Genomic DNA, 22,310 nt, shown 5'->3' with positions numbered 1-22,310 from the left:
AAAGAGCGCTGCCAGAACCGGCAGCGCTCTTTTTTTTCGCTAATGCTCATTGCCTGCCTAAATCGGCTCACCCGGCGGGATGCGGACATCATAGCGCCCGCTGGCCAACAGGGCCTTCATGGCCTCGGGATCGGCAATCAATTCCGCGAGCCAGGCATCCTGCGCGGCTTGCAGGGCGTCCTTTGACTTTGATTTTTTGAGCTTATCGCCCAGCGCCTTAAGGCGAACTGAGACCACCGCCGCCGCAACCGGTGACAGCACGGCATCGTTACGTCCGGCAATCGCCCCCGGTGTGGTGCCCAGCGCCACGCCATTAATATGGCGCGCCAGCATCAGCACGGTGCGCATCTGCACCCTGCGCGCCGCTTCGGCCTCCATCGGCGTGCTAACCGCAGGCGCAAACACCGCCGATATGACGCGGTCGATAACCGTTTCCAGCTTAAGCGGCTCCCCGTCGCGCACTTCGGCGACCGCCAGCCGGTTGAGCCGCTCCGGTGCAAACAGGGCCGACAGGGTCACTTCGGCGGCGGTTTCCGTGGCCACGCCGGGATCAAACGACCGGCCCATGCGCGAACCAAAGATTTCCGTCTCATACTGCGGGTCGGCATCGCCTGTGGTCTGGGCCGCCAGCAGCTTTAATTGCGCATCACTCAGCACCAGTTCCGAAGGTTTCAGCGTAGCAACCAGGGCGTCCAGCGCCGCCGATTGCTGTGAGATTGGCACCGGCGTCAGCACCGCCTCAGCCCCGCCGCCCTTGACCGGATAGGCGTAATCCGTACCGCCAATCAGCTTGGCCGTCGCCGACACCTGATATCGGTGAAGCAGGAACACCGGCACTAACCGGCGGCGCAGTTCATTGACCGCGACACCGTCGGGCAGGCTGTTCAGGCCAAAATTACCTAGCGCGATCCGGCGCACCTGCATCAGGTGGTTTATCTCCGCCACCGGATCGGCGCCATTGTCCCACGAACTGGCATAGGGGTTGCCGGTCGAATCCGCCCGCCCGTCGATATCGGCGCGGAACCGCAGACGCGCGGCCCCGGCATCGATGCGGTCTTTCAGGCCCGCCTCAGCGCCGTAAAGGGCATCGATCGAGAACTTATCCCACTCACCGATCCCGACCGCATAGGCATCGGCAAAATCAAGCGCCTCGCCCTTAATGTCGATCTTGGCGACCGGATAGTCCATGACCGAGGTTCGGCCCTGCCCGGAGGCGGCGAAATTGTGCTGAAAGCCGAGCGCATGGCCGACTTCGTGGGCCGACAACTGCCGCGCCCGCGCCAGAGCGATCTCGACCGGATCATTGGGGCCACCCTTCGCGGTTTTATCGACGCCCAGCATGGTCTCAAACATGATGATGTTCTGGCGGATACGCTGTGAGCCCAGAATAACCGCCCCGCGCACAATCTCGCCGGTACGGGGGTCGGTCACCGTTTGGCCATAAGACCAGCTCCGCGTCAGGCGGTTGGCCCAGAAGATGACATTATAGCGCGTGTCCATCGGATCGACGCCTTCGGGCAAGACCTCAACCCGGTAGGCGTCGATATAGCCGGCCGCCTCAAACGCATCTTTCCACCACATCGCCCCGTCAACCAGGGCGCTGCGGATCGGCTCAGGGGCTGAGTTATCGACATAAAAGACGATCGGTTTTTTGACCGTCGATCGCGCCGCTGACGGATCGGTTTTTTCCAGCCGGAACCGGCGCGCCAGCCGTGTCACCAGCGCCTGCCCCAGCGGGGTTGAAAAATCAGTGATCAATATATCGTTTTCGGCCGTGCGCGGATCAAACACGCGCGGCACATAACCAGCATCCGGCAGGCGGATGAAGCTGTGGTGCATGGTAAAGGTCAGGCTGGTCGGATCAGAGGCAATGTTGCTGATTTCACGGCCCGGATTTTCCGACGCAAAGGAAAAGATGGCGTCCATTTCAAGATTATCGGGAAAAGCCTTGACCGTCGTAGTGTCGGCCAGCGTCAGTTCCGGCGCGGCGCGAAACGTGCCCTGCCCGGAGCGGTTAAGGCTGTCGCGCATCCCCCAGGCGTCACGGGTCAGAAAGGCGGTGATATCAACAATCACCGATCCGTCGCCAAGGGTTGTCACCACGGGTCCGGCCCAGACGGCGGAGTTGGCAAAGGCATCCTCGACGGCCTTGGCCTCTTCTTTCGTGCCCGATGCCTTGAATTCCGGCGTCTTATATTCGGCCAGAACCTTGCCGCCGATTTTACGGAATTGCAGCAGGCGGGTCGGGCCGAACTGGCCACGCTCAGGGCGCACGCTGGCCGAGCCCATGCCCTCCTTGATCAGGGTATGGTGCAAAACCTCCGTCATCACCCCGTCAGCTTTGGCGGGTGGCAACTGCATAAATACCCGCCCGCCGGTGGCATCGACAAACAGCGGCAGCAGGCCGTCAAGGCGCTTATAGGCCGCCGATTGCGCCGCCCATCCGGGGGCCGGGGCAGACGCTGCGGGTTTATTCTGCGCCACAGCCTGAGCCGGGGCCTGCGCCATAAGGATAAGGGCCAGAAGGGTTGAGACCTGATAATTTGCGTGCCGCACCGCGTACCTCATTGATAAAAATCACAAAATAGAAAAATGATCCGCGCCGTCGCTTCCCTGCGCGGATCAGGCCCAAAAGAACCAGACCAAGGGGATAGGGCCGAGTAGAGTTTTTTAGTCGCGCATCTTGATCCCAAAACCGCTGCACACTTTTGGGGATGCGCTTTACTTTTTAGCCGCGGGCAGAACTGCCGCCGCCGGATATTTGACACCAAGCTGCTCAAGGTAAGAGCTATACTTGGTCGGATCGTAATAGAACGGCTCCATCTGCGGACGCAGACGCTCCATGGTTTCCTTGTTGAGGTGGATAGCCGGAGTATCCTCGGCGGTCAGAACCGGATCATATTTCATATCCTTAAACTGCACGGTCTGCTGATAGTCCTTGGCGGCCGCAACCAGCGACGGGGTCGTCACAATATCCATGATGGTCATGGCCAGAACCTCAGCGCCATTGACCGCCCCTTTGTGGGCAATCGGGGTGGCCATGGCGATCGCCGCCGTCACATTATGGCCGATGACATTGGGGATATTGGACGGGAAGCGGATGGTGATGGTCGGCACCGTCCACATGATGTCACCAATATCGTCTGACCCGCCACCCATAGATGGCCCGCGCGTTTCCGGCGTCGACAGAGGTGCCAGTTTGGTCGTCAGCGGTTTCAGCGCAAAGCCGTTGGTTTCCTGCACAGCCTTGGCAAAGGCCTGATCATCGGCTGACCATTTAGGCAAACCGACCTTTTGCATATTGGCATAGGCCGCCTCAGCCAGAGGTTTATTGCCATAGTTCGGCGCGGCATAGCCCAGAACGCGGCGGGTGACCGTCGTGCCGGTGGCCTTGGCGGCGGCCTCTGAGATCGTGTTGCCGGTCTCATAAAGGTTACGGATGGACTCAAAAGTCTGCTCCCGGAAATAGTACCAGACGCTGGCTTCGCCGGGAACGATATTAGGCTGGCTGCCGCCATTGGTGATGATGTAGTGCGAACGCTGCGTGACCGGTAGATGCTCGCGCTTCATGTTCCAGGCGGCGTTCATCAGTTCGACCCCGTCAAGGGCGCTGCGACCAGCCCACGGCGCGCCGGCCGAGTGCGAGGTCTTGCCCTTAAAGGTATATTCGACCGACACCATGCCGTTATTGCCGGCAGGCCCCCACGACGTGCCCAGTTCATTGGCCACATGGGTAAAGATTGACACATCCACATCCTTGAACACGCCGTCGCGGACATAAAATGCCTTGGTCGCCAGCAGTTCTTCGGCCACACCGGGCCAGATCATCAGACGGCCTTTGATGTTGTTGGCGACCATCACATCCTTGGCAGCCAATGCTGCCACCACCACCAGCGGCATACCGGAATTGTGACCTTCGCCGTGACCGGGCGCACCCGGCACCTGCGGCGTGATCACCGGATTGCCCGGCACCTGCGATAGCCCCAAAAGTCCGTCGATATCGGATCCCAGCGCGATCATCGGCCCGCCCTCACCCCAGGTCGCCGTCCAGGCGGTGGGGATACCGGCAATGCCACGCGTAATGGTAAAGCCGTTCTTTTCCAGAATACCCGTAACGTACTCGGAGGTCTTAAACTCCTGAAAACCCGGTTCCGCGAAGCTGTAGATCGAATCGACCATCTGCTGGGTCAGGACGGCGCGGTCCTTGACGCCTGCCTGAGCGGCGGCTTTCAGCTTGGGGCTGGCCTGGGCGTGAGCCAGACCTGCGGGCAGGACTAGGGCGCTCGCCATCAGCGCGGCCATAAGTGAGCGTTTGGAAATGTGCATGAAGTTTACTCCGTGAGATTATGTGTAATTATTGACCGCTTTTGGCGGCAGGCGGCACGGCCACCGCCGGATATTTGACGCCCAGTTGCTCAAGGTAGGAGCTATATTTGGTCGGATCGTAATAGAACGGCTCCATCTGCGGACGCAGACGCTCCATGACCTCTTTATTGAGGTGGATGGCCGGGGTATCTTCGGCGGTCAGAACCGGATCGTATTTGACATCCTTGAACTGCACGTTCTGCTGGAAGGCTTTGGCCTCTTTCACCAGTGAGGGGGTGGTGACGATATCCATGATGGTCATGGCCAGAACCTCAGCGCCATTGACGACCCCTTTGTGGGCAATCGGCGTGGCCATAGCCATAGCCGCGGTCACATTATGGCCGATGGTGTTGGGTACGTTTGAGGGATAGAAAATGGTGATGGTCGGCACGGTCCACATGACGTCACCGATATCGTCCGAACCACCAAAGTTCATGCCCGCCCGCATTTCCGGCGTCGACAAAGGCGAAAGCGTGGTCGTCAGCGGCTTTAGTTTAAAGCCGTTGGTTTCCTGCACGGCCTTGGCAAAGGCCTGATCGTCCGCCGACCATTGTGGCAGGCCAACCTTTTTCATATTGGCATAGGCGGCTTCGGCCAGAGGCTTATTGCCATAGTTCGGCGCGGCATAGCCCAGCAGTTTGCGCGTCACGGTCGTGCCCGTCGCCTGCGCTGCCGCCTCTGAGATCGTGTTGCCGGTTTCATACAAATTACGAACCGTGGCGAAATCCAGCTCACGGAAATAGTACCAGACACTGGCGTCACCGGGGACGATATTGGGCTGGCTGCCGCCATTGGTGATGATGTAGTGCGAACGCTGCGTCACCGGCAAATGCTCGCGGCGCATGTTCCACGCCAGATCCATCCACTCTACGGCATCGAGCGCGGACTTACCGGCCCACGGCGCCCCTGCCGAGTGAGATGTCTTGCCCTTAAAGCTATATTCGACCGACACCATGCCGCTCAGCATCGGCCCCCATGAGGTGCCCAGATCGTTGCTGACGTGGGTGAAGATCGACACATCGACGCCCTTGAACACGCCGTCGCGGACATAAAAGGCCTTAGTGGCCAGCAGTTCTTCGGCCACACCGGGCCAGATCATCAGGCGGCCCTTAATGTTGTTAGCCACCATGACATCCTTGGCAGCTAAGGCTGCCACCACAACCAGCGGCATACCGGAATTGTGGCCTTCGCCGTGACCGGGCGCTCCCGGCACCTGCGGCGTGATCACCGGATTACCCGGCACCTGCGACAGGCCCAGCAGCCCGTCGATATCAGAACCGAGCGCGATCATCGGCCCACCCTCACCCCAGGTCGCCGTCCAGGCAGTAGGGATACCGGCCACGCCGCGCGTAATGGTAAAACCGTTTTTCTCTAAGATACCGGTCACGTACTCGGAGGTTTTATATTCCTGAAAACCGGGTTCCGCGAAGCTGTAGATCGAATCGACCATCTGCTGGGCCAGAACGGCGCGGTCCTTGACGCCTGCCTGAGCGGCGGCTTTTAATTTAGGGCTGGCCTCGGCATAGACTAGAGATGGGGCTGTCAGGCAGGTCGCCAGCAGCAGGGTACTCAAAAAACGTCTGGACACAGTCATACGCGTTTACTCCTGTAAATCGGTTGATTTTGACGGGGTTGCGCCGCTTAACGACGCGAAAGGCAATAAAAATGCCCTGCCGTGGGGACGACAGGGCATTAACCGGACTAGAACTCCATCCGCAGGCCAACGCGGTAGACGCGGCCCATGACATCATAGAGCCCCCGGTTGGTTTGCAGATAGGCTGGCGTGTTTTCGGCACCCAGGTTGGAAGGGTTGGACAACAGCACCGGGTCCTTATCCATAATGTTTTTGACGGTGAAATAGCCCTCCGCCTTAACGCCACCGATCTCGATGACGCGGTTGATCGCCACATCGAAATAGACTGCCCCGTCAACGGAATTATCGTTGATGGTGTAGTAAGGGGCGACGCTGGCCGGGCAACCGCTGGTGCATTCGGTATAGGCGTTAGACAGAACCCCGTCGGAGACCCCGCGCGCCGTCAGATTGATCGTCCACGGATCGAGCTTATAAAGCGCGGTCACGCGGTACACCCAATTCGGCGTTGATCCGGAGTTGGAACCGGCAAAATCAACGGCGGTCACACCATCATCGGTGATATTGGTGATGTAGTGGGTCGCCATACCGCGCAGGATTAAAGACCCGCTGGCCTTGGAATAGACATCGGCCAGATTGAAGCGGTAGGAGGCTTCGATATCCATACCCCGCGCCAGCATACGGTTGAGGTTATCATAATAAAGGTTGATGGTCTGAAGCGTCCCGCCGCTATAGATCATGTTGTTGCAGTAGCTCTGGATACCGTTGATGTTACAATAGTCCGCGACCTGCTGGGCGGTGACAAAGCTGATGACGCCTTCGACCTCGATGTCATAATAATCGACCGAAGCCTCAAAACCAGGCCAAAAGCGCGGACGGACCACGATACCCACACCGACCCCATCGGCGACTTCGGGCTTGACCAAGGTCGAGCCCTGAAGGTTCTGCACAAAGGCCACCGACGTACCGTTGATGGCGACCGAGTTGGAACGGGCCGTGCCGGAGTCATAAAGTTCCGACAGGTTCGGCGCACGGATATCGCGCGACATGGTGTAGCGCAGCTTGATATCCTCGATCGGCGCGTAGGTGAAGCCGACCTTCCACGGACGGGCCGCGCCAGAGGTGGAATAGTCGGCATAGCGGAAGGCGGCGTTCAGATCAAAGCCCTTGAACATTGGCACCACGGCTTCGACATAGGCTTCGGCCACCTCATAGGAACCGGTCGAGACCTTGAAATTGCCGTACTTCCAGCCGCTTTGATACTGCGGCGGCACAAAGCCGTCCATCGCCTCACGACGCCACTCCGCCCCGAAGGCCAGAGAGATCGGCCCGGCCCAGCCCATGATGTCGCTGGTCGAGAAATTGAACGCCGCCACGTCCTGCTCAAAGCGCTGCTTACGGGTCGGCGTGCCCAGCACATAATCAAGCGCCTCGGCACTGGCTACACCGATACCAAAGCGGTTGATCGGCACGCAGCCATTGGTCGGATTGGTCAGGGTCGAACGGCACACGATTTCGGTCGTACCGGGGCGGAAGACCGCATCGGTCGCCAAGGTCAGAAGGGCGGTATTATAGGTATCGGTCAGGGCTTCGACCGTGTCGGTGATGCCCATCTGATAATAGCTGTCCCACTTAAAGCCTAAGCCGAGCGCATCAAAAGTGCCGTCAGCACCGACCACATAACGCTGAGTCTCGCGCTCCATAGTGCTGCCCGACGCGGGCATATCGGCATTGCTGGTGCCCATAACAAAGGAGGTTACCCCTGCGTTGGTCATGGCCGTGCGGACCGATGCGGGCAGATAGGCATTGTCTGAGCGGATCGTGACGCCCGTCGTGGTCGGCTGGATGTAGTAGCTCAGGCCTTCATATTTAGCGTAGGACGCCTGAGCGAACACGTTCAGATACGGTGTGACCTCATAGCTCAGACGGGTAAAGAGGCTGTCGCGGTCATCACCAGCCACCAGACTGTTGGTGCCGATCATGCCCGATGTTGAATATGCCCCGTCCCCGCCCAGCATCCACTGGCCCGATGATGCGCCGTAGGTCAGTTGGTTGACAGAACCGCCTTCGCCGAAATAGGTGCCCTTGAGCGGTCCCGCCGTGATCAGTCCGCCCGGCGTCAGGCTAGACAGACCAATACCGTCGGAGACGATATAATAGGGCTGTCCCGCGGCGGTATTAGGATTGCGCATCGAGTAATAGCCTTTTTTGGCCCAGTCGCGCGCGGTGTAGTGAACCCCTTCCTGCTTGGCCTTTTCATAGCTCAGCAGGAAATGGCCGCGATCATCGGCAAAGCCTGCGCCATAGGTGGCGTTCAGCTTCCAGTTTTCGGCATCGCCTTCGGCGGTTTCGCCGTACTCAGCCGTCGTCTTGAAGCCGGTATATTTCTTATCAAGGATGAAGTTGACCACCCCGCCGATGGCATCGGAACCATAGGCCGAAGAGGCCCCGCCGGTCACCACTTCGACGCGCTCAATCAGCGACTGCGGAAAGGTATTGGTGTCGACAAGGCCGGTGGCGGACGAAATCACCGAACGCTGCCCGTCAAACAGAACCAGCGTGCGGCCCGTACCCAGAGCGCGCAGGTTCAGCGCACTGATGCCCGCCTGCCCGTTCGACAAGGCCCCCGATGAGTTGGACGCCGTCGCACTGCCCTTAACCGATGGCAAGGTGTTGACGAAATCGGCGATATTGGCGGGGGCTTCGGCCTTGATTTCTTCCTTGCCCAGCACGTTGACTGGGGTCGGCGCGGCAAAGCCGTTTCGCACAACGCGCGAGCCGGTGACCACGACTTCCTCCACCGCCTCCGCTTCGGGATCTGGTGCTGGCGCGGGGGCTTCCTGCGCCCAGACGGAGTGGCAGGTGGCAAGTGCAAATAATGATGTAGCGGCTAGTAACTTTGGAAACCTTGTTTTCGACATACTAAATCCCCTTATGTGTCGAAGTGTGGTTTCCTCCTGTAAGATTTATGAAGCTTAGGCCGGCAAAAACGCACCGCAGAACTTTGTAAATGTGACGTTAACATGACGACGGGTTGAATATCTCGGAAATTTCAGCCTATTTATGAGCATGTGATTTGAAATCAGAACCAAAATGGGGATTTTTTGATGAATTTCGACACTAAGCGGCTTGATGCTACAGATTACAAAATCTTGCGACAATTGACCGAAGACGGGCGCATGTCGGATGTCGCCCTGGGTGAGCGACTTAATCTGTCAAGTACAGCGGTGGCCCGTCGCCGTAAAATATTAGAAGAGTCCGGCATAATTTCAGGCTACACGGTCAACCTTAATTACAAAACGCTGGGTCTAAGCATTATTGTGATAGTTTCTATTGAACTGTCTTCTCAGGCAGAACACGCTTTGAATGATTTTGAACAGGCCGTTCTCAGAAGTCCATCCATGTCTTTCTGTAGTTTTGTTTCCGGAGATACCGACTTTATTATGATCCTGAACGTGGCCTCGTTTGAGACCTACGACTCGATCTATCGTCGCGAACTGTCGACCCTGCCCCACGTTGCCAAGATCAGAAGCAGCTTCGTTATGCGCGAAGTCAGAAACCTGACAACTCCGCCGATAATATTTCATGGGTAGCCTGTGGAAAGCGCGTCCCAGCAATCAGTCGCACCCTTAGAGCAAAGTCCGGATCGACGTGATCGGACCTTGCTCTAAGGGTGCGGGTTAGATGGCTATTTGGGTGATTTATTGCGACAGGTCGCCATTTTTCGGTGGTTTTTTGCCCGGCACCCATAGTTCAGGGGTTGCCGGTTTAAGATCTTTGCGCGTCTTGCGACCCTTGGCGTCCTTGGTCAGCGAAAAGGCGTCATAAAGCTCACCATTGGCGGTGAAGGCCTTATAGTTCAGGCTTTTGCCCTCGACTGTCAGAACCTGAAACAACTGGGTCTGTGAAGCCTTACGGTCGGCCCACGCAAGATCTGAGACGGCATACATCTTAGGCCCGGCGACCGAGACCACATAGACGGTGGCATCGTCTTTCGGGTTTTGCTTTGACCGCGCCGTGGGAGCGGCCCCGCGCGCATAGCCGTGGTCATGGCCTTGCAGCAGCAAATCAACTTTGTATTTGTCGATCAGCGGCTTAAGGGCTTCACGCACGCGTGGATTATCGCGATCAGGCTCAGACGAATAGAGCGGAAAATGCAGGCTGATAACCGTCCAGGTATTCGGGTTATTGGCCAGAATCTTATCAAGCCACTGAACCTGTGCGGCCCGCTCGGCTTCATCACCATGCAGCAGCGGCGCATCAATCGAAATCACCCGCACGCCCTGATAATCGACGTAGAATGCCGTTTCTTTGAGCTTGGCGCGACCTTCAGGGCCATTTTCCGGCAGGGTATATTGCGCCCGCCACTGAGGCGACAACCGCGCGCCGGTATCATCAATCGGGCGGCCATATTCGTGATTGCCCGGCGTCATGATCGACGGGGTCTGCGCATGGATAAAGCCACCGGCTGAGAACCATTCGCCCCATTCGCGGTCGCTGGCGTGGCGGTTGATCAGGTCACCGGCATGGAGCATGAACGACGCTTTGCCGTCTTCGCGCAGGGCTTCGCGCAATACTCGCGACCAGTGCTCTTTGACATTGTTCTGGGCGTCACCCAGATAGATGAAGGTGAACTTGTCACCGGCCTTGCCCGCCGTTGAAAACTGGAACCATTCCGACCAGTGGGTGCCATCACCGACGCGGTAGACATAGCGGGTGGCGGGCTTCAGCCCGGTCAGCACCACCGAATTATAGGTCGCCTGAAAGCCCGCCTGCTCCTGCACATCCAGCGTCAGGGCCTCGGTTTTTGCGGCCACTTCGGTTGCGCGGGCGACAAAGTTCGGTCCGGGTTCCGAGACCGCAAACTGCACCTTGCCCGGAGCCGATCCTGTTGCCGAGCGCCAGGTGATGGCCATTTCATGCTGCGGGTCGCCGGTGAGATTGAGGATAATCCGTTCCGGCTCAACGGTTGCTGCAACCAATGGCGGCACGGTGGGCGCCGGTGCGGTCTGTGCCGTGGCCAGCACGCTGATGGCCAGCCCCGCCGCCGTCAGCAGGGCCCGCGCCGCCAGATATTTTGCAGATGAGGTCATGGAAGCCGCCTTTAAAAAGCAAAAGGCGGAACCCCTGGATGACCAGGAGGTTCCGCCGTTACAGAGATTAGTAAACGTAGTTGAAGCTAAGTGAGATCGTGCGGCCATTCTTGATGAACGCGCGGCTGGACGCTTCGGTCGGGCCGTAGGAAATCCAGTAGGTGTGTTCGTCGAACATATTCTGGACATTGAGGCTGACCTTGGCCTTTTTGGTCAGGTCTTTGCGGATTTTCATGTCCACAAAAGTATAGTCCTGCTCATAAGGGTTGTTGCCAAAATCCTGAATGCCGCTGAGCATTTCGGACTGATGGTTGGCGGCGATATAGCCTTCCCAGCCGTATTTTTCGTAGAACAGTTCAAGGTTATAGACCCGCTCCGGCGTCTCCATCAGCGGCAGCGTGTAGCCTTCCGGATGCCAGCTTAAGCCGGTAACCGCTTCCGAGGTCTGGAAGGTGCCGTTAAAGCCGATACCAAAACCATCCAGCGGTGATGGCAGCCAGTCAAAGATCTGACGGGCGCTGATCTCGATGCCCTGAACCGTGGCCTTTTTCCCGTTGTTCGGCATAGAGATGACGACGCCGTTCGGGTCTTCGTTTTCACCGACCGTACCGTTGCGGATATTGGAGGATGACGAGCGGAACAGGAAGTTCTCGATATCCTTGTAATAGGCCGCGATCGCATAGGCACCAGACTTGCCGCGATACCATTCCAGCGACACGTCGTAATTGACGGCCTCCATTGGCTTCAGATCAGGGTTACCCTGGCTGATGCTCGCCAGCAGCCATTCCGAAGTCGGGTTGTTTTTGCCGTCACCATCAGGATCCTGGATGTAGCCATATTCGCGCGCCGAACTCATGCGGGCGATATCGGGGCGGGCAAAGCTGGTCCAGATTGCCCCGCGCAGAAACAGATCAGGGCGAATATGATAGGTGGCATGAATTGAGGGCAGGACATTGGTGAACTTGCTGGTCGTTTCCTGATATTCGTTGCCGCGCACCGCATCAAAGGTATAGGCGATGACGGTATTGTTGGTGGTCTCGACCCGCGCGCCGGCGATGACCTGAAGCTGACCAAACTGCGCCTCGCCCATCACATAGGCGGCCGTGACCTTCTCATCGAACTGGAAGCTGTCTTCGTCAGAAATTTCAGCATCGTCAGGGTTCAGCGCCGTACCATTGAAAAACGTGCTCTTGCCCTGATTGGCCAGAGCCAGTTCCGACAGCATGCGGTCATCATCCAGCACCACACCTAAGCGGTGATCGCCGCTATATTGACCATCAAACAGGCTGTCGACCGGCGTGCCGAAGAAATCCTCAAAATCGGCCATGGTGCCGGTGCGCGACAGATCAAGGAACGAGCCCTCGAACTTTTCACGCTCGGACTTATAGTATTTACCGCCGGTCTTGACGTTGCGCAGCCATTCGTGATCGAACTCATAGGTAAAGTTGATCTGCGCCTGCTTCAGGTTTTCGGTTGAGGACGACACCTCAGCCTCAAGGCCTGAGAAGTTGAAGTTGGCCGGGTCCTGCACGCCCTTAAGGCCCGCCTCATTAAGCACCCATTTCGGATAGCGGCTGTCACCGGAGGAATCGACATCAACGCCCTTATTGCCCAACCAGCCATACTTGTCCGTACGGAACTCAAGCTCATAGCCGCCGTCCATGACATCTTCGGAGGTTGATACCGACAGGTCGTAATCGACGGTCAACTTACCGAACCGGCTCTTGCCCCCAAAATTGAGCGAGCTCAACAGACCGGTCGAATAGCTGCCTTCCCAGAAACGGCGCAGACGGAAACCCTGCGGGTCCCAGGTGCCGGAGCCGCCATCAAGGCTGTAGAGCGACTTGGTTGATTTATCCTTGTCGGTTATGACCCCATCCTTGTCGCGATCAACGATCTGCGCGGTGGTATAGCTATAGATATTGCCGCGACTATCCGTGCCAATGATGGCATCGGCAGGCGAAATCAGCGAGGTATCGGACTTATCGACTTGAGACAGGCGGGTCGAGTTTTTTGACGTATCATTGCGGAAGTTCAGGCGGTTGGAAAATTCCTTTTCCTTATATTCGTTATAGGTGCCGCGCAGGTGGAAATCATGGTCATCCCCGCGCCAGTCCAGCGATGAGTTGATGCCTTTGCGCTCAATCTCAGTCGTGCCGGTGGCGATCTGCATCCCGCGGAACACAAAGTCATTCAGATCGGCATCCAGGGTTTCCGGATCGGAATACCAGGTACGCGGCTGGCTGTCGCCGTCACCACCGTTTTCCTCAAACTGGGTTTCGCGCTTGGCATAGGACGCTGTCACAAACAGGCCCAGACGGTCATTGAATTTCTTGCCAAACGAGATCGCGGCCTTTGATGAGGTCGGGTTATCGAACTTATCCATCACCGCCCCTTGCAGCGCGATGCCGAAATGGGTGCCCTTATAGTTAAAGGCCGTTGGGGTGTCGATTTCCACCGTGCCGCCCAGGGCGTCGCCGTCCATGTTTGGCAGGATGGTTTTATGAACCGTAATGCCTGAAATGCCTTCGGGCGGCAGGAAACTTAGGCGCACACCGCGGTAAAAATTGGCATCGCGTGAGCCGGCGCCCGACATTTTCACGCCGTTCATGGTGTAGTTGTTAAGTTCAGTCGACAGGCCGCGCACAGTGATGCGGTCGCCTTCGCCGGTACGGCTGTCGCGCACCGCATTGACGCCGGGCACCTTGGCCAAGGCTTCCGCGACGTTTTCAACCGGCAGATTGCCCATGTCGTCGGCGCTGACGCGGTCAGAAATGTTCTTGTTCTTGCGCTTGTCATTGAGGGAATCGAGCATGGCGGAGGCATAACCGCGCACCACGACCGTCTCGATCACTTCATCCGTGGCGGGCGACACAGCACTTTGAACCGCCGGGGCAGTACCTTGGGTGCGCACCACCACCGAACCGCCGGAGATATCGGCGCTTAAGCCCGTACCCTTCAGCAGTTGGGTCAGGGCCTCACGCGCGGTCAGTGACCCCGACACGCCGCCGGAGCGCTTACCGCGCATCAGAGCAGGGTCGGCCATGACCTGAAGGCCGGTCGCCTTGGAAAAATCCTTAAGCGCCGAGGACACGTCCTTTGGGGCAATTTTGTAGGATTGGGTGGCGGTGGCCTGGGTTTGAGCCTGAACCATCAGCGGCGCGGCCATACCCCCAGCCATAAGCGCCAGCACGGAAAGTCCCTGCACAAGTCTGAATTTCGTCGTCACGTTTAAATCTCCGGTAAACGCGGCCCCCATCGGCCTCGCCTAGGGGAGATGCGAACGGGCCCCGGTTCCCGACAAATATTATTATGAATGTTTTGTGAATGAAATCAGACACATTTTCTACACTTAGGTCTAATTCGTCAGTACAATGACCTTATTTTCCTGAGTGGCGCGCACCCCATATACCTGCGTCAGACCGTTCAGCACCAGCGCCGGATCCGACACTTTAAACCGCCCAGACACCATCTTTTTAGCCAGATCCGGGTCACCAATCTCAACCGGAATTTTCGAGAAACGGTTAACTTCAGCGATCAGGCGCTTAAGCGGCACGTCCTCGGCTTCATACCAGCCTTCACGCCAGTCAGGTGCCTCAGAGGCTTCAAAAGTTTCACGCACGACCCCGCTGCCACGGCTGATCAGCTTTTGGCCGACGCTCAGCCGATTGACCTGCCCGCCCGCTTCAACCTGCACCTTGCCGCGATAAACTGAGATTTCCGTCGCCTTATCGTCCGGCAAATCGATGTTAAACGCCGTGCCCAGCACTACAACCTGAGCCGCATTGGCCGCGATCTGAAACGGCCTGTTTGCCTCATGGGCGACATCAAAAAAGGCCTCACCGCGCGTCAGATTAACCTGCCTTACGCCGCGGTCAAAACGCACGGTAAGCGCTGAATTACCACTTAAGGCGATGCGGGTGCCATCGGGTAAGGCCACGTCCTGAATGTCACCCGGCCCGGTCATAAGACTGGCGCTATATTGGGGTTTTGCAGACCCGGTGAGGGACAGGGTTTTCGTATTTAACCCCACAAACCCCAGCACCAGACAGGCGGCCAGCGCCCCACCCACCACCACACCCATAAACCGGCGCGATGTACACTGCTGTCGCTTAACCGTCAGGGCGTCTTCAACCGGGGCCGCATGCCAGGTGGCGCACATGTCAGCATAGGCCTGCGCATGGTCGGGGTGCGCCTTGATCCACAGTTCAAACTGACGTTCAGTATGGGCCTGCACAGTCTCCGCCATCATGGCCACAACCCAGGCCGCGGCCTCATCTTCAACCGACAAAAGGTTTGGCTCGTTCACAACCCTGATCATGACGCCCACCCTTCTGCTATATCGTTATCCGGTTTTATAGTTTTGTCGGGCGTCTCAACCTCTCGCCATTTGCGGCGCGCGGCATGCAGATCGACCAGCGCCCGCGTAATATGCTTTTCGATCGCCTTCGGGTTAAGATTAAGGGCCCGGCCGATATCTTCGCAGCTTTGGCCATCAAGACGGCGACGCATAAACACATCACGCCTGAGCGGCGGCATCTTGTTCAGCGCCTCCAGCATGGCCCGCGTTTCGGCGCGATCCTCGGTGATCCGATCCGGCAAGGGACGTGCGCAAGCCATGCCATCAATTTCACTGATGTCCGAAATGGGTTTAAGCCTGCGGTAATGGCCCTTGATCAGGTTATCCGCGATGCGAAACGCCAAAGCGTGAAGACTGATAACAATATGATTTTGCTGATATTCAATGGCGTTCAGCACCGCTTGCTGCGCAATATCATCCGCCAGATCAGGCTGGCGGGTGCGGCTTAGGGCATAACGGCGCACAATCAGGCGGATGGCCGCCCATTCATCGTCATGCCGCTGAGGCTCCACGCCGCGTCTCCAGCCAATACTCACACCGCCTCGCTTTAGCCGCCTTTTGTGACAGACTCATGAGATGATGCACAAGCTAGCCAAAACCCGACATAATAAATGCGCGCCTAATCCGCCCCGGCCAGAAACGCCGCCAGATTATGCGACAGGGCCTCGCAGATATAGCCGCCTTCCTGAATGATCGCCATCGGAAGGCCGGCTAAGGCGATCAATGCGCCCGCCTGCTCAAAGCCTGCGGTCGTGACTTTGAGCACCCCGATCGGGTCATGCTCTGAGGCATCAAGCCCCAGCGACACCACAAGCGCCGTGGCCCCATAGGCGCTAATCGCGTCAAGCCCGCGCGCAATCGCGGCCAGCCACGGCTCATCGCCCAGACCATGATCCAGCGCCAGATTGATATTGAACCCCTCCCCCGCGCCGGTTCCTGTTTCGGCCTCATAGCCGGAATAGAACGGGAAATAGGCTGAGGTTTCGGCGTGGACCGAGACGGTCAAAACGTCATCGCGCTCATAGAACACCCCTTGGGTGCCGTTGCCGTGGTGAACATCGATGTCTAGCACGGCGACGGTTTCGCCCGCCTCGCGCAGCCTTTGGGCGGCGATAGCGGCATTGTTCAGATAACAAAACCCGCTGCCGTAGCCGCTATAGGCATGATGCCCCGGCGGACGGCACAGGGCATAGGCTTTACCGGCCTTGAGCGCATAGTCCGCCGCATCGACCGCTGCGTGGGCCGAGCCCGCAATGGCGCTCCACGTATCCTCACGGATCGAGGTTGAGGTGTCGCCCAGATAGTAGCCCAACTGCCCCTGCAATCCGGCGGGTCTCGCATTCATACCGACACGCGGAAACTGGGTGGCGACAAGCTGATCCGTAATACCCACCAGTTCAGACCGCCTACCCCACGCGGTCATCAGAAAATCAACATAGTCATCATTATGCACCGCTCGGATCGGGTTGGTGCCATGATCGCGGGCCTCAATGATCTCATGGCCCTGGATAGCCCCCAGCAATATGCGGTAGCGTTCGGACGTTTCGGGATGATCGCGCAGATTACCATGCCGGAAAAAGCTTTGCGGGTTCTGACCCAGACTTGCGGGTGAATGGATGCAGATCATGACTAAACCCTGAAATTAAAGCGCCTGATATTAGTAACGCGCCTTTTTACCACAGAAAACCACGACCTTATGCCGTGGCCCATTTGCGTTAATAATTGGCCCCACATGCTAAGTCAGGTTCATAACCCCGTCATACAGTTGTCACAGGCGCTCTTAAGACGCGGTCGCACCGCATAGGGGTTTAAAGGCGTTACAGACCGGCGGGGCTGTCCTCCGCGGGGTTTCATGTAGGGGATACATCATGAAAAGACTGAGTGACTTAAAAACATATCTATTAGCCGGCGCGTCGTTAGCCACCGCCGCGTTTATCATGCCCGTCGCCGCAATGGCTCAGGAGACCACCACCGCTGAAGAGACCGTTGAAGTGATCGTCACCGCCTCCAAGCGCTCTGAGCGCGTGAGAGCGGTCTCAGGTTCGGTCAGTGCGGTCGGCTCCGATGAACTCAAAGCCCTCGGCGCCCAGAGCCTTGAGGACTATATCGGCCGCGTACCGGGCGTGACGTTTAACAAATACCTGCCGGGCGTCTCCCACGTCACCCTGCGCGGCATTGCCACCACTTCCGGCAACGCGCAAGGCCAAGGCACCACCGGCTATTTCCTCAATGACGTGCCGCTGACTGAGCCCGGCTGGACCATCGCCGTGCCCGATATTGACACATTTGATGTCAACCGCGTCGAAGTGCTGCGCGGCCCGCAAGGTTCCCTGTTTGGCGCGGCCTCTCTGGGTGGTGCGGTCAACTATATCGTCAATACGGCCAACACCAGCGGCTATGACGCGGCTATCGAAGCCACCCTGTCGCAGACCGAAAACGCGGACTTAAGCCCCGGCCTTAAGGCCATGACCAATATCCCGATCATCGACGATAAGCTGGCCATCCGCATCGTCGGCAATTACGATAAGCAGTCGGGCTACCTCGACAATATCGGTCTGGGCAAGGACGGTTCCAACGACATCACGACGTCTGGCGGGCGGGTGTCATTGACCTTTACGCCGACCACGGATACCACCGTCACCTGGTTAAGTCTGTTCCAGACCATTGATGCCGAGGATTCGTCCTATCAGCTTCCGGCTCTGGGCGACCTTAAGCGCTCGACCGCTATCGAAGAACCCGTCAATACCGACATTCAGATCCACAGCCTTCGCGTTGATCATGATCTGGGCTGGGCGACCTTTACGGGTCTGGCCTCCTACCAGAAAAAGGCACAGGACTGGCAGTTCGATTTCGACGGCCTGCGCGCCGTCTATAATGCCGATCTGGGCCTGAACCTGACCAATCCGCTCTATATCCAAAGCGGTGGTCGCAGTGAGGGTCGCTCGATTGAAACCCGTCTGGCGTCCGCGCCCAGCGATACCTTTGAATGGCTGATCGGGGCCAGCTACTTCCGCTCGGACAAAGACCTTTATGAGCAACTGGGCTCGGTTGGGGCGGCCGCGCAGTTTGACGCTTCGCCGCTGTTCGGGCCGGGGTCAGGTGCCGTCATCGCGCCTAATGACGACATCTTTAACGCCTTCTTTAGCCGCGTCGAAGGCTCCGAGACCGCCCTGTTCGGGGAAGCTAACTACTATTTCGCGCCGAAATGGAAGCTGACCTTCGGAGGCCGTCTGTTCAAGACGACCGTGTCCGATACGCCAAGCTCGGCCGGTTTTGGCGTTTACGGCGCCCCGCCATCCACGCCGGTGACGTCGAAAACGACCGAGGAAGGCTTCTCGCCCAAGGCGTCGCTGACCTATAAGCCGTCTGACGATCTGATGGTCTATGGTCTGGTCTCTAAGGGCTTCCGCTTTGGCACGCCTAATACGGCGGGCTTAAGCGCCTTCCCGATCCCGTCGGGTTCGACCTCGGACGAACTGGTCAATTTTGAGCTGGGTATGCGGTCGAACTGGCTGGGCAATAAGTTACTGGTTGATGCGACCCTGTTCTACGTCGACTGGCAGGACATTCAGCTTCGCCTGCAAACGCCGGACTTCTTCAACTATGCGGCCAATGGCGGCTCGGCCAAGTCGCAAGGCGTGGAAACCTCGATTACCTTCCGGCCGACCGAAAACCTCGATCTGTCGACCGCCATCACCTATACCGATGCCGTCCTGACCGAAGACCTGTTTATCCTGTGGTCAGGTACGGCCCCCAAGGGCTCGCGTCTGGCCGGATCGTCGGAATGGACGGCCGCCAATACCGCCACCTACCGCTTTGGTGGCAACTATAACCCGGTGCTGATGCTGACCCATCAGTTTGTGTCTGAAGGCTATAGCGACATGAACTCCTCCATTCCGGGAGCGACGCCGAACCTTCAGGGCGATTATAACCTGATCAATGCCCGCCTGCGTGCCACCCTGGGCAAGACCACGGTTGCGGTCTTTGCCAATAATATCTCTGATGAGCGGGGCGTTACCCGCACCGTCGCCGAGATCAACGGCATCGGCGACGGTATCGTGCGTCCGCGCACGGTTGGCGTCTCGCTGTCGTGGGCGTATTAATTTAGTTAGATAGCGTAAGGATAACCGACATGAACCGGCGACAGTTTTTAGTATCGGCGTCTGCTGCCGCGTTCATGTCGGGTCTACCTGCGTTCGCGGCTCAGGCGGGGACACTTACCCCGCCCATACCCGCCGTGAGACCCAAACGGATCGAGCAGCTTGGGCGGGTGCGTACCGACAACTACGCCTGGCTGCGCGACCCGAATTACAGCGCTTTTCTGAAAGGTGAGCGTCCACTCGATCCTGAGATCGAAGCCCATCTGAACGCCGAAAACGCTTATGCCGATCAGGTGATGATCGCGGCTCAGGCGTGGGAAGGCACCTTTGCCGTCAACATGATGGCCATGACGGCGGCGTCTGACCCGGTACCGTCCGCACCCAAAGGCGGATTTATTTACTACACCTATGTCCGCCCCGGCGAAGATCATCTGGTCCACGCCCGCAAACCCGCAGGCGGCGGCGATGAGCAGGTTCTGCTGGATGAACAGGCCCGGTCACGCGGCCAGAGCTATTACCGCGTCATCGAAGCCCAAATCTCCCCCGACCATAGCCTGTTCGTCTGGGCCGAAGACCTGAAAGGTTCCGACCGCCACCGCATCTGTGTCCATGACCTCAAAACCGGTGAGATCCGGTCGTGGGAAGACGGCTATGGCTGGTCGGGTTTGACGGTATCCGCCGACTCGCAGTGGGTGTTCTGGATCTGGCGCGATCCATATGGCCGCCCGGCCAAGGTCTACCGCGCCAATGCCCGCGGGCCGGTGGTGCAAACGCTCATTTACGAAGAAAAAGACCCGGCCCTGTTTGTGTCCATCGGGCGGATGGCGTCGGATGCCTATAACTTCATTCACATTTCCGGCCCCGATGTCGATGAATGGCGGCTGATCCCGGCAGATGCGCCGACGGCCGCGCCGCAACTTATGCAGGCGCGTAACGTTGGACTGCACTACGAAGTGTGCGACTGGAACGGCAAACTGGTCATCACAACCGATGCCGACGGCGCGGTCGATGGCAAGCTGATGACCGCCCTGCCCGGTCAGTCGGCCAGTGATTGGCAAGCTTTCCGACCTTACGCCGCCGGCACCCACATCCTCAGCGTCACGCCGTTTAAGGATCATTTGGTCATCCGCCAGCGCCGGGACGGCAAGCTTGAGATCGTGGTGATGTCAAAGGATGGTAAGACCGCGCAGGTCGCGTTCGATGAACCGGCCTATGATGTCACGGTGGCCGACGGTCAGGTCTTTTACGGCCACACCGTGCGTCTGATCTATCAGTCGCCGCGTACGCCGCCGCACCATATAGATTATGATATGGCGACCGGCACCCATACCGTAGTGACGCGCCAGACCATCGCCAATTTCGACCCGGAAAAATATGAGGTGCGCCGCCTGATGGCCCCGGCCCCCGATGGTGAGACCGTACCCCTGACGGTGCTGATGCGGACAGGCACCAAGCTGAACGGTCAGTCACCGCTGCTGATCTATGGCTATGGCGCCTACGGCCTGTCGTCAGAAGCCGAGTTTTCCATCCCTGCGCTGGCCCTGGTGAACGAGGGCTTTATCTACGCTATTGCCCATGTGCGCGGCGGATCAGAAAAAGGCCGTAACTGGTTCCTGAACGGACGGCGCTTCAAAAAGGCCAACAGCTTTACCGATTTCAACGCCTGCGCCGACTATCTGATCAAACACAAATATACCCGCAAACGTAAAATCGTCGCCTATGGCCTGTCGGCGGGCGGGCTGCTGGTCGGCGGGGCCATGAACCTGCGACCCGATCTTTATGCCGGGGTGATCGCGCAGGTGCCATTTGTCGATATGCTCAACACCATGTCGGATGACACCCACCCGCTGGTGCCTGCGTTCCGACCGGACTGGGGTGATCCGCTGACTGATCCGGTCGCCTATGACTATATCGCCGCGATCTCACCCTATGAGAATGTCCGCAAAGCCGCCTATCCGATGGTGCTGGCGACCGCCGGCGTGCGCGATGACCGCGTGAGTTACTGGGAAGCCGCCAAGTGGGTCGCCAACCTGCGTGTCCACACGACCTCGGATAAGCCAATCCTGTTCAAGGTCAACATGACCGCCGGTCACCAGAGCGCATCAGGCCTGTCGGATATCTATGCCCAGATGGCGACCTTCTGGGCCTTCGCGCAACTGAGTGTGTACGACGCATGATGGATCCGAAACCACCTAAGTACGCGCCGCGCAGTGATGCGGATATCCTAAGCCTGATCGAAGCCCACACGTTCGCCTGGATCGTATCGGCGGGCAGCGGGTACGGGGCCACGCCCCTGCCGCTTCGTCCGCGCCTGGATGCTGAGGGTAAGCTGGTGGCGTTTGCCGGTCACTTTGCGCGTTCAAACCCGCAGGTCGAACGGCTCAAAGCGCACTCGCGCGCCCTGATCCTGTTTATGGGCCCGCACGCCTATGTGTCGCCGTCATGGATGGCTGACCGCACTCAGGCCTCGACCTGGAACTACATGTCAGCGGCGTTTGAATGCGACCTGACATTTATCGAAGATGCTGACGGGATCGAAGCCGATCTTAATGACCTGATTGTCGCAATGGAAGCGGGTCGCCCGAATGGCTGGTCGATGGCCGAGATGGGCGAACGCGCTCACCGGCTGGCGCGCGGCATCATCGGCTTTCGCGCCGATATCGTTTCCCAAAACGCCGCCTTCAAGCTGGGGCAGGATGAGCGCGACGACGTATTCACTGATATTCTGAACGGACTAACTGAGGAAGGAGAGCACGACCTGATGCAGCATATGCGTGTCTATAACCCCGGTCGCGGTTAAC

Annotated in this window: 13 protein-coding genes; 4 read left to right on the top strand and 9 right to left on the bottom strand. The window is 58.3% G+C overall.

Translation table 11 applies throughout. The features are described from left to right. Positions 1 to 57: 57 nt before the first annotated feature. The 4 genes from OVA03_RS15140 to OVA03_RS15125 form a co-directional block, all read right to left on the bottom strand. On the bottom strand, positions 58 to 2,556 hold the full coding sequence (locus tag OVA03_RS15140; protein ID WP_267525867.1) for a zinc-dependent metalloprotease: 2,499 nt from the start codon (positions 2,554 to 2,556) through the stop codon (positions 58 to 60). 165 nt (positions 2,557 to 2,721) lie between these two features. Beyond that, positions 2,722 to 4,326: an amidohydrolase gene (locus OVA03_RS15135; RefSeq protein ID WP_267525866.1), complete on the bottom strand. Its 1,605-nt coding sequence runs from the start codon at positions 4,324 to 4,326 to the stop codon at positions 2,722 to 2,724. Positions 4,327 to 4,354: 28 nt separating this feature from the next. After that, positions 4,355 to 5,959 (bottom strand): amidohydrolase, encoded by a 1,605-nt coding sequence (locus tag OVA03_RS15130; protein ID WP_267525865.1) that lies wholly within the window; start codon positions 5,957 to 5,959, stop codon positions 4,355 to 4,357. Between the two features lie 107 nt (positions 5,960 to 6,066). Next, positions 6,067 to 8,877 carry a TonB-dependent receptor plug domain-containing protein gene (locus OVA03_RS15125; protein ID WP_267525864.1) on the bottom strand — a complete coding sequence of 937 codons (2,811 nt, stop codon included), beginning with the start codon at positions 8,875 to 8,877 and terminating at the stop codon, positions 6,067 to 6,069. A 186-nt stretch (positions 8,878 to 9,063) separates the two neighbouring features. Here OVA03_RS15125 and OVA03_RS15120 point away from each other — a divergent pair, with 186 nt between their 5' ends. After that, positions 9,064 to 9,549, top strand: a complete 486-nt coding sequence (locus tag OVA03_RS15120; RefSeq protein ID WP_267525863.1) for an Lrp/AsnC family transcriptional regulator — start codon at positions 9,064 to 9,066, stop codon at positions 9,547 to 9,549. A 108-nt stretch (positions 9,550 to 9,657) separates the two neighbouring features. Here the strand turns inward: OVA03_RS15120 and OVA03_RS15115 are convergent, their stop codons facing one another. The 5 genes from OVA03_RS15115 to OVA03_RS15095 form a co-directional block, all read right to left on the bottom strand. Beyond that, positions 9,658 to 11,049, bottom strand: a complete 1,392-nt coding sequence (locus OVA03_RS15115; protein WP_267525862.1) for a purple acid phosphatase family protein — start codon at positions 11,047 to 11,049, stop codon at positions 9,658 to 9,660. 67 nt (positions 11,050 to 11,116) lie between these two features. Further along, positions 11,117 to 14,278, bottom strand: coding sequence for a TonB-dependent receptor (locus tag OVA03_RS15110; protein WP_267525861.1), 3,162 nt, complete (start codon positions 14,276 to 14,278; stop codon positions 11,117 to 11,119). Between the two features lie 129 nt (positions 14,279 to 14,407). Beyond that, positions 14,408 to 15,370, bottom strand: coding sequence for a FecR family protein (locus tag OVA03_RS15105; protein WP_267525860.1), 963 nt, complete (start codon positions 15,368 to 15,370; stop codon positions 14,408 to 14,410). Then, complete coding sequence (locus OVA03_RS15100; protein ID WP_267525859.1) at positions 15,367 to 15,945, bottom strand: RNA polymerase sigma factor; 579 nt, start codon at positions 15,943 to 15,945, stop codon at positions 15,367 to 15,369. The genes OVA03_RS15105 and OVA03_RS15100 overlap by 4 nt, the downstream gene beginning before the upstream one ends. An 83-nt stretch (positions 15,946 to 16,028) precedes the next feature. Continuing rightward, entirely contained in the window at positions 16,029 to 17,036 is a 1,008-nt protein-coding gene (locus OVA03_RS15095; protein ID WP_267525858.1) for a histone deacetylase family protein, read from the bottom strand. Between the two features lie 241 nt (positions 17,037 to 17,277). Here OVA03_RS15095 and OVA03_RS15090 point away from each other — a divergent pair, with 241 nt between their 5' ends. The 3 genes from OVA03_RS15090 to OVA03_RS15080 are packed head-to-tail and all read left to right on the top strand — an operon-like array spanning position 17,278 to position 22,309. After that, positions 17,278 to 19,512 carry a TonB-dependent receptor gene (locus tag OVA03_RS15090; protein ID WP_267525857.1) on the top strand — a complete coding sequence of 745 codons (2,235 nt, stop codon included), beginning with the start codon at positions 17,278 to 17,280 and terminating at the stop codon, positions 19,510 to 19,512. A 29-nt stretch (positions 19,513 to 19,541) separates the two neighbouring features. Then, entirely contained in the window at positions 19,542 to 21,686 is a 2,145-nt protein-coding gene (locus tag OVA03_RS15085; protein ID WP_267525856.1) for a S9 family peptidase, read from the top strand. Further along, positions 21,683 to 22,309: an FMN-binding negative transcriptional regulator gene (locus OVA03_RS15080; protein WP_267525855.1), complete on the top strand. Its 627-nt coding sequence runs from the start codon at positions 21,683 to 21,685 to the stop codon at positions 22,307 to 22,309. Before OVA03_RS15085 ends, OVA03_RS15080 begins: the two co-directional genes overlap by 4 nt. The last annotated feature ends 1 nt before the right edge of the window (position 22,310 follow it).

The sequence above is a fragment of the Asticcacaulis sp. SL142 genome, assembly GCF_026625745.1.
In the GTDB taxonomy this organism is placed as follows: domain Bacteria; phylum Pseudomonadota; class Alphaproteobacteria; order Caulobacterales; family Caulobacteraceae; genus Asticcacaulis.
This window is presented reverse-complemented; position numbering and strand designations above follow the sequence as displayed.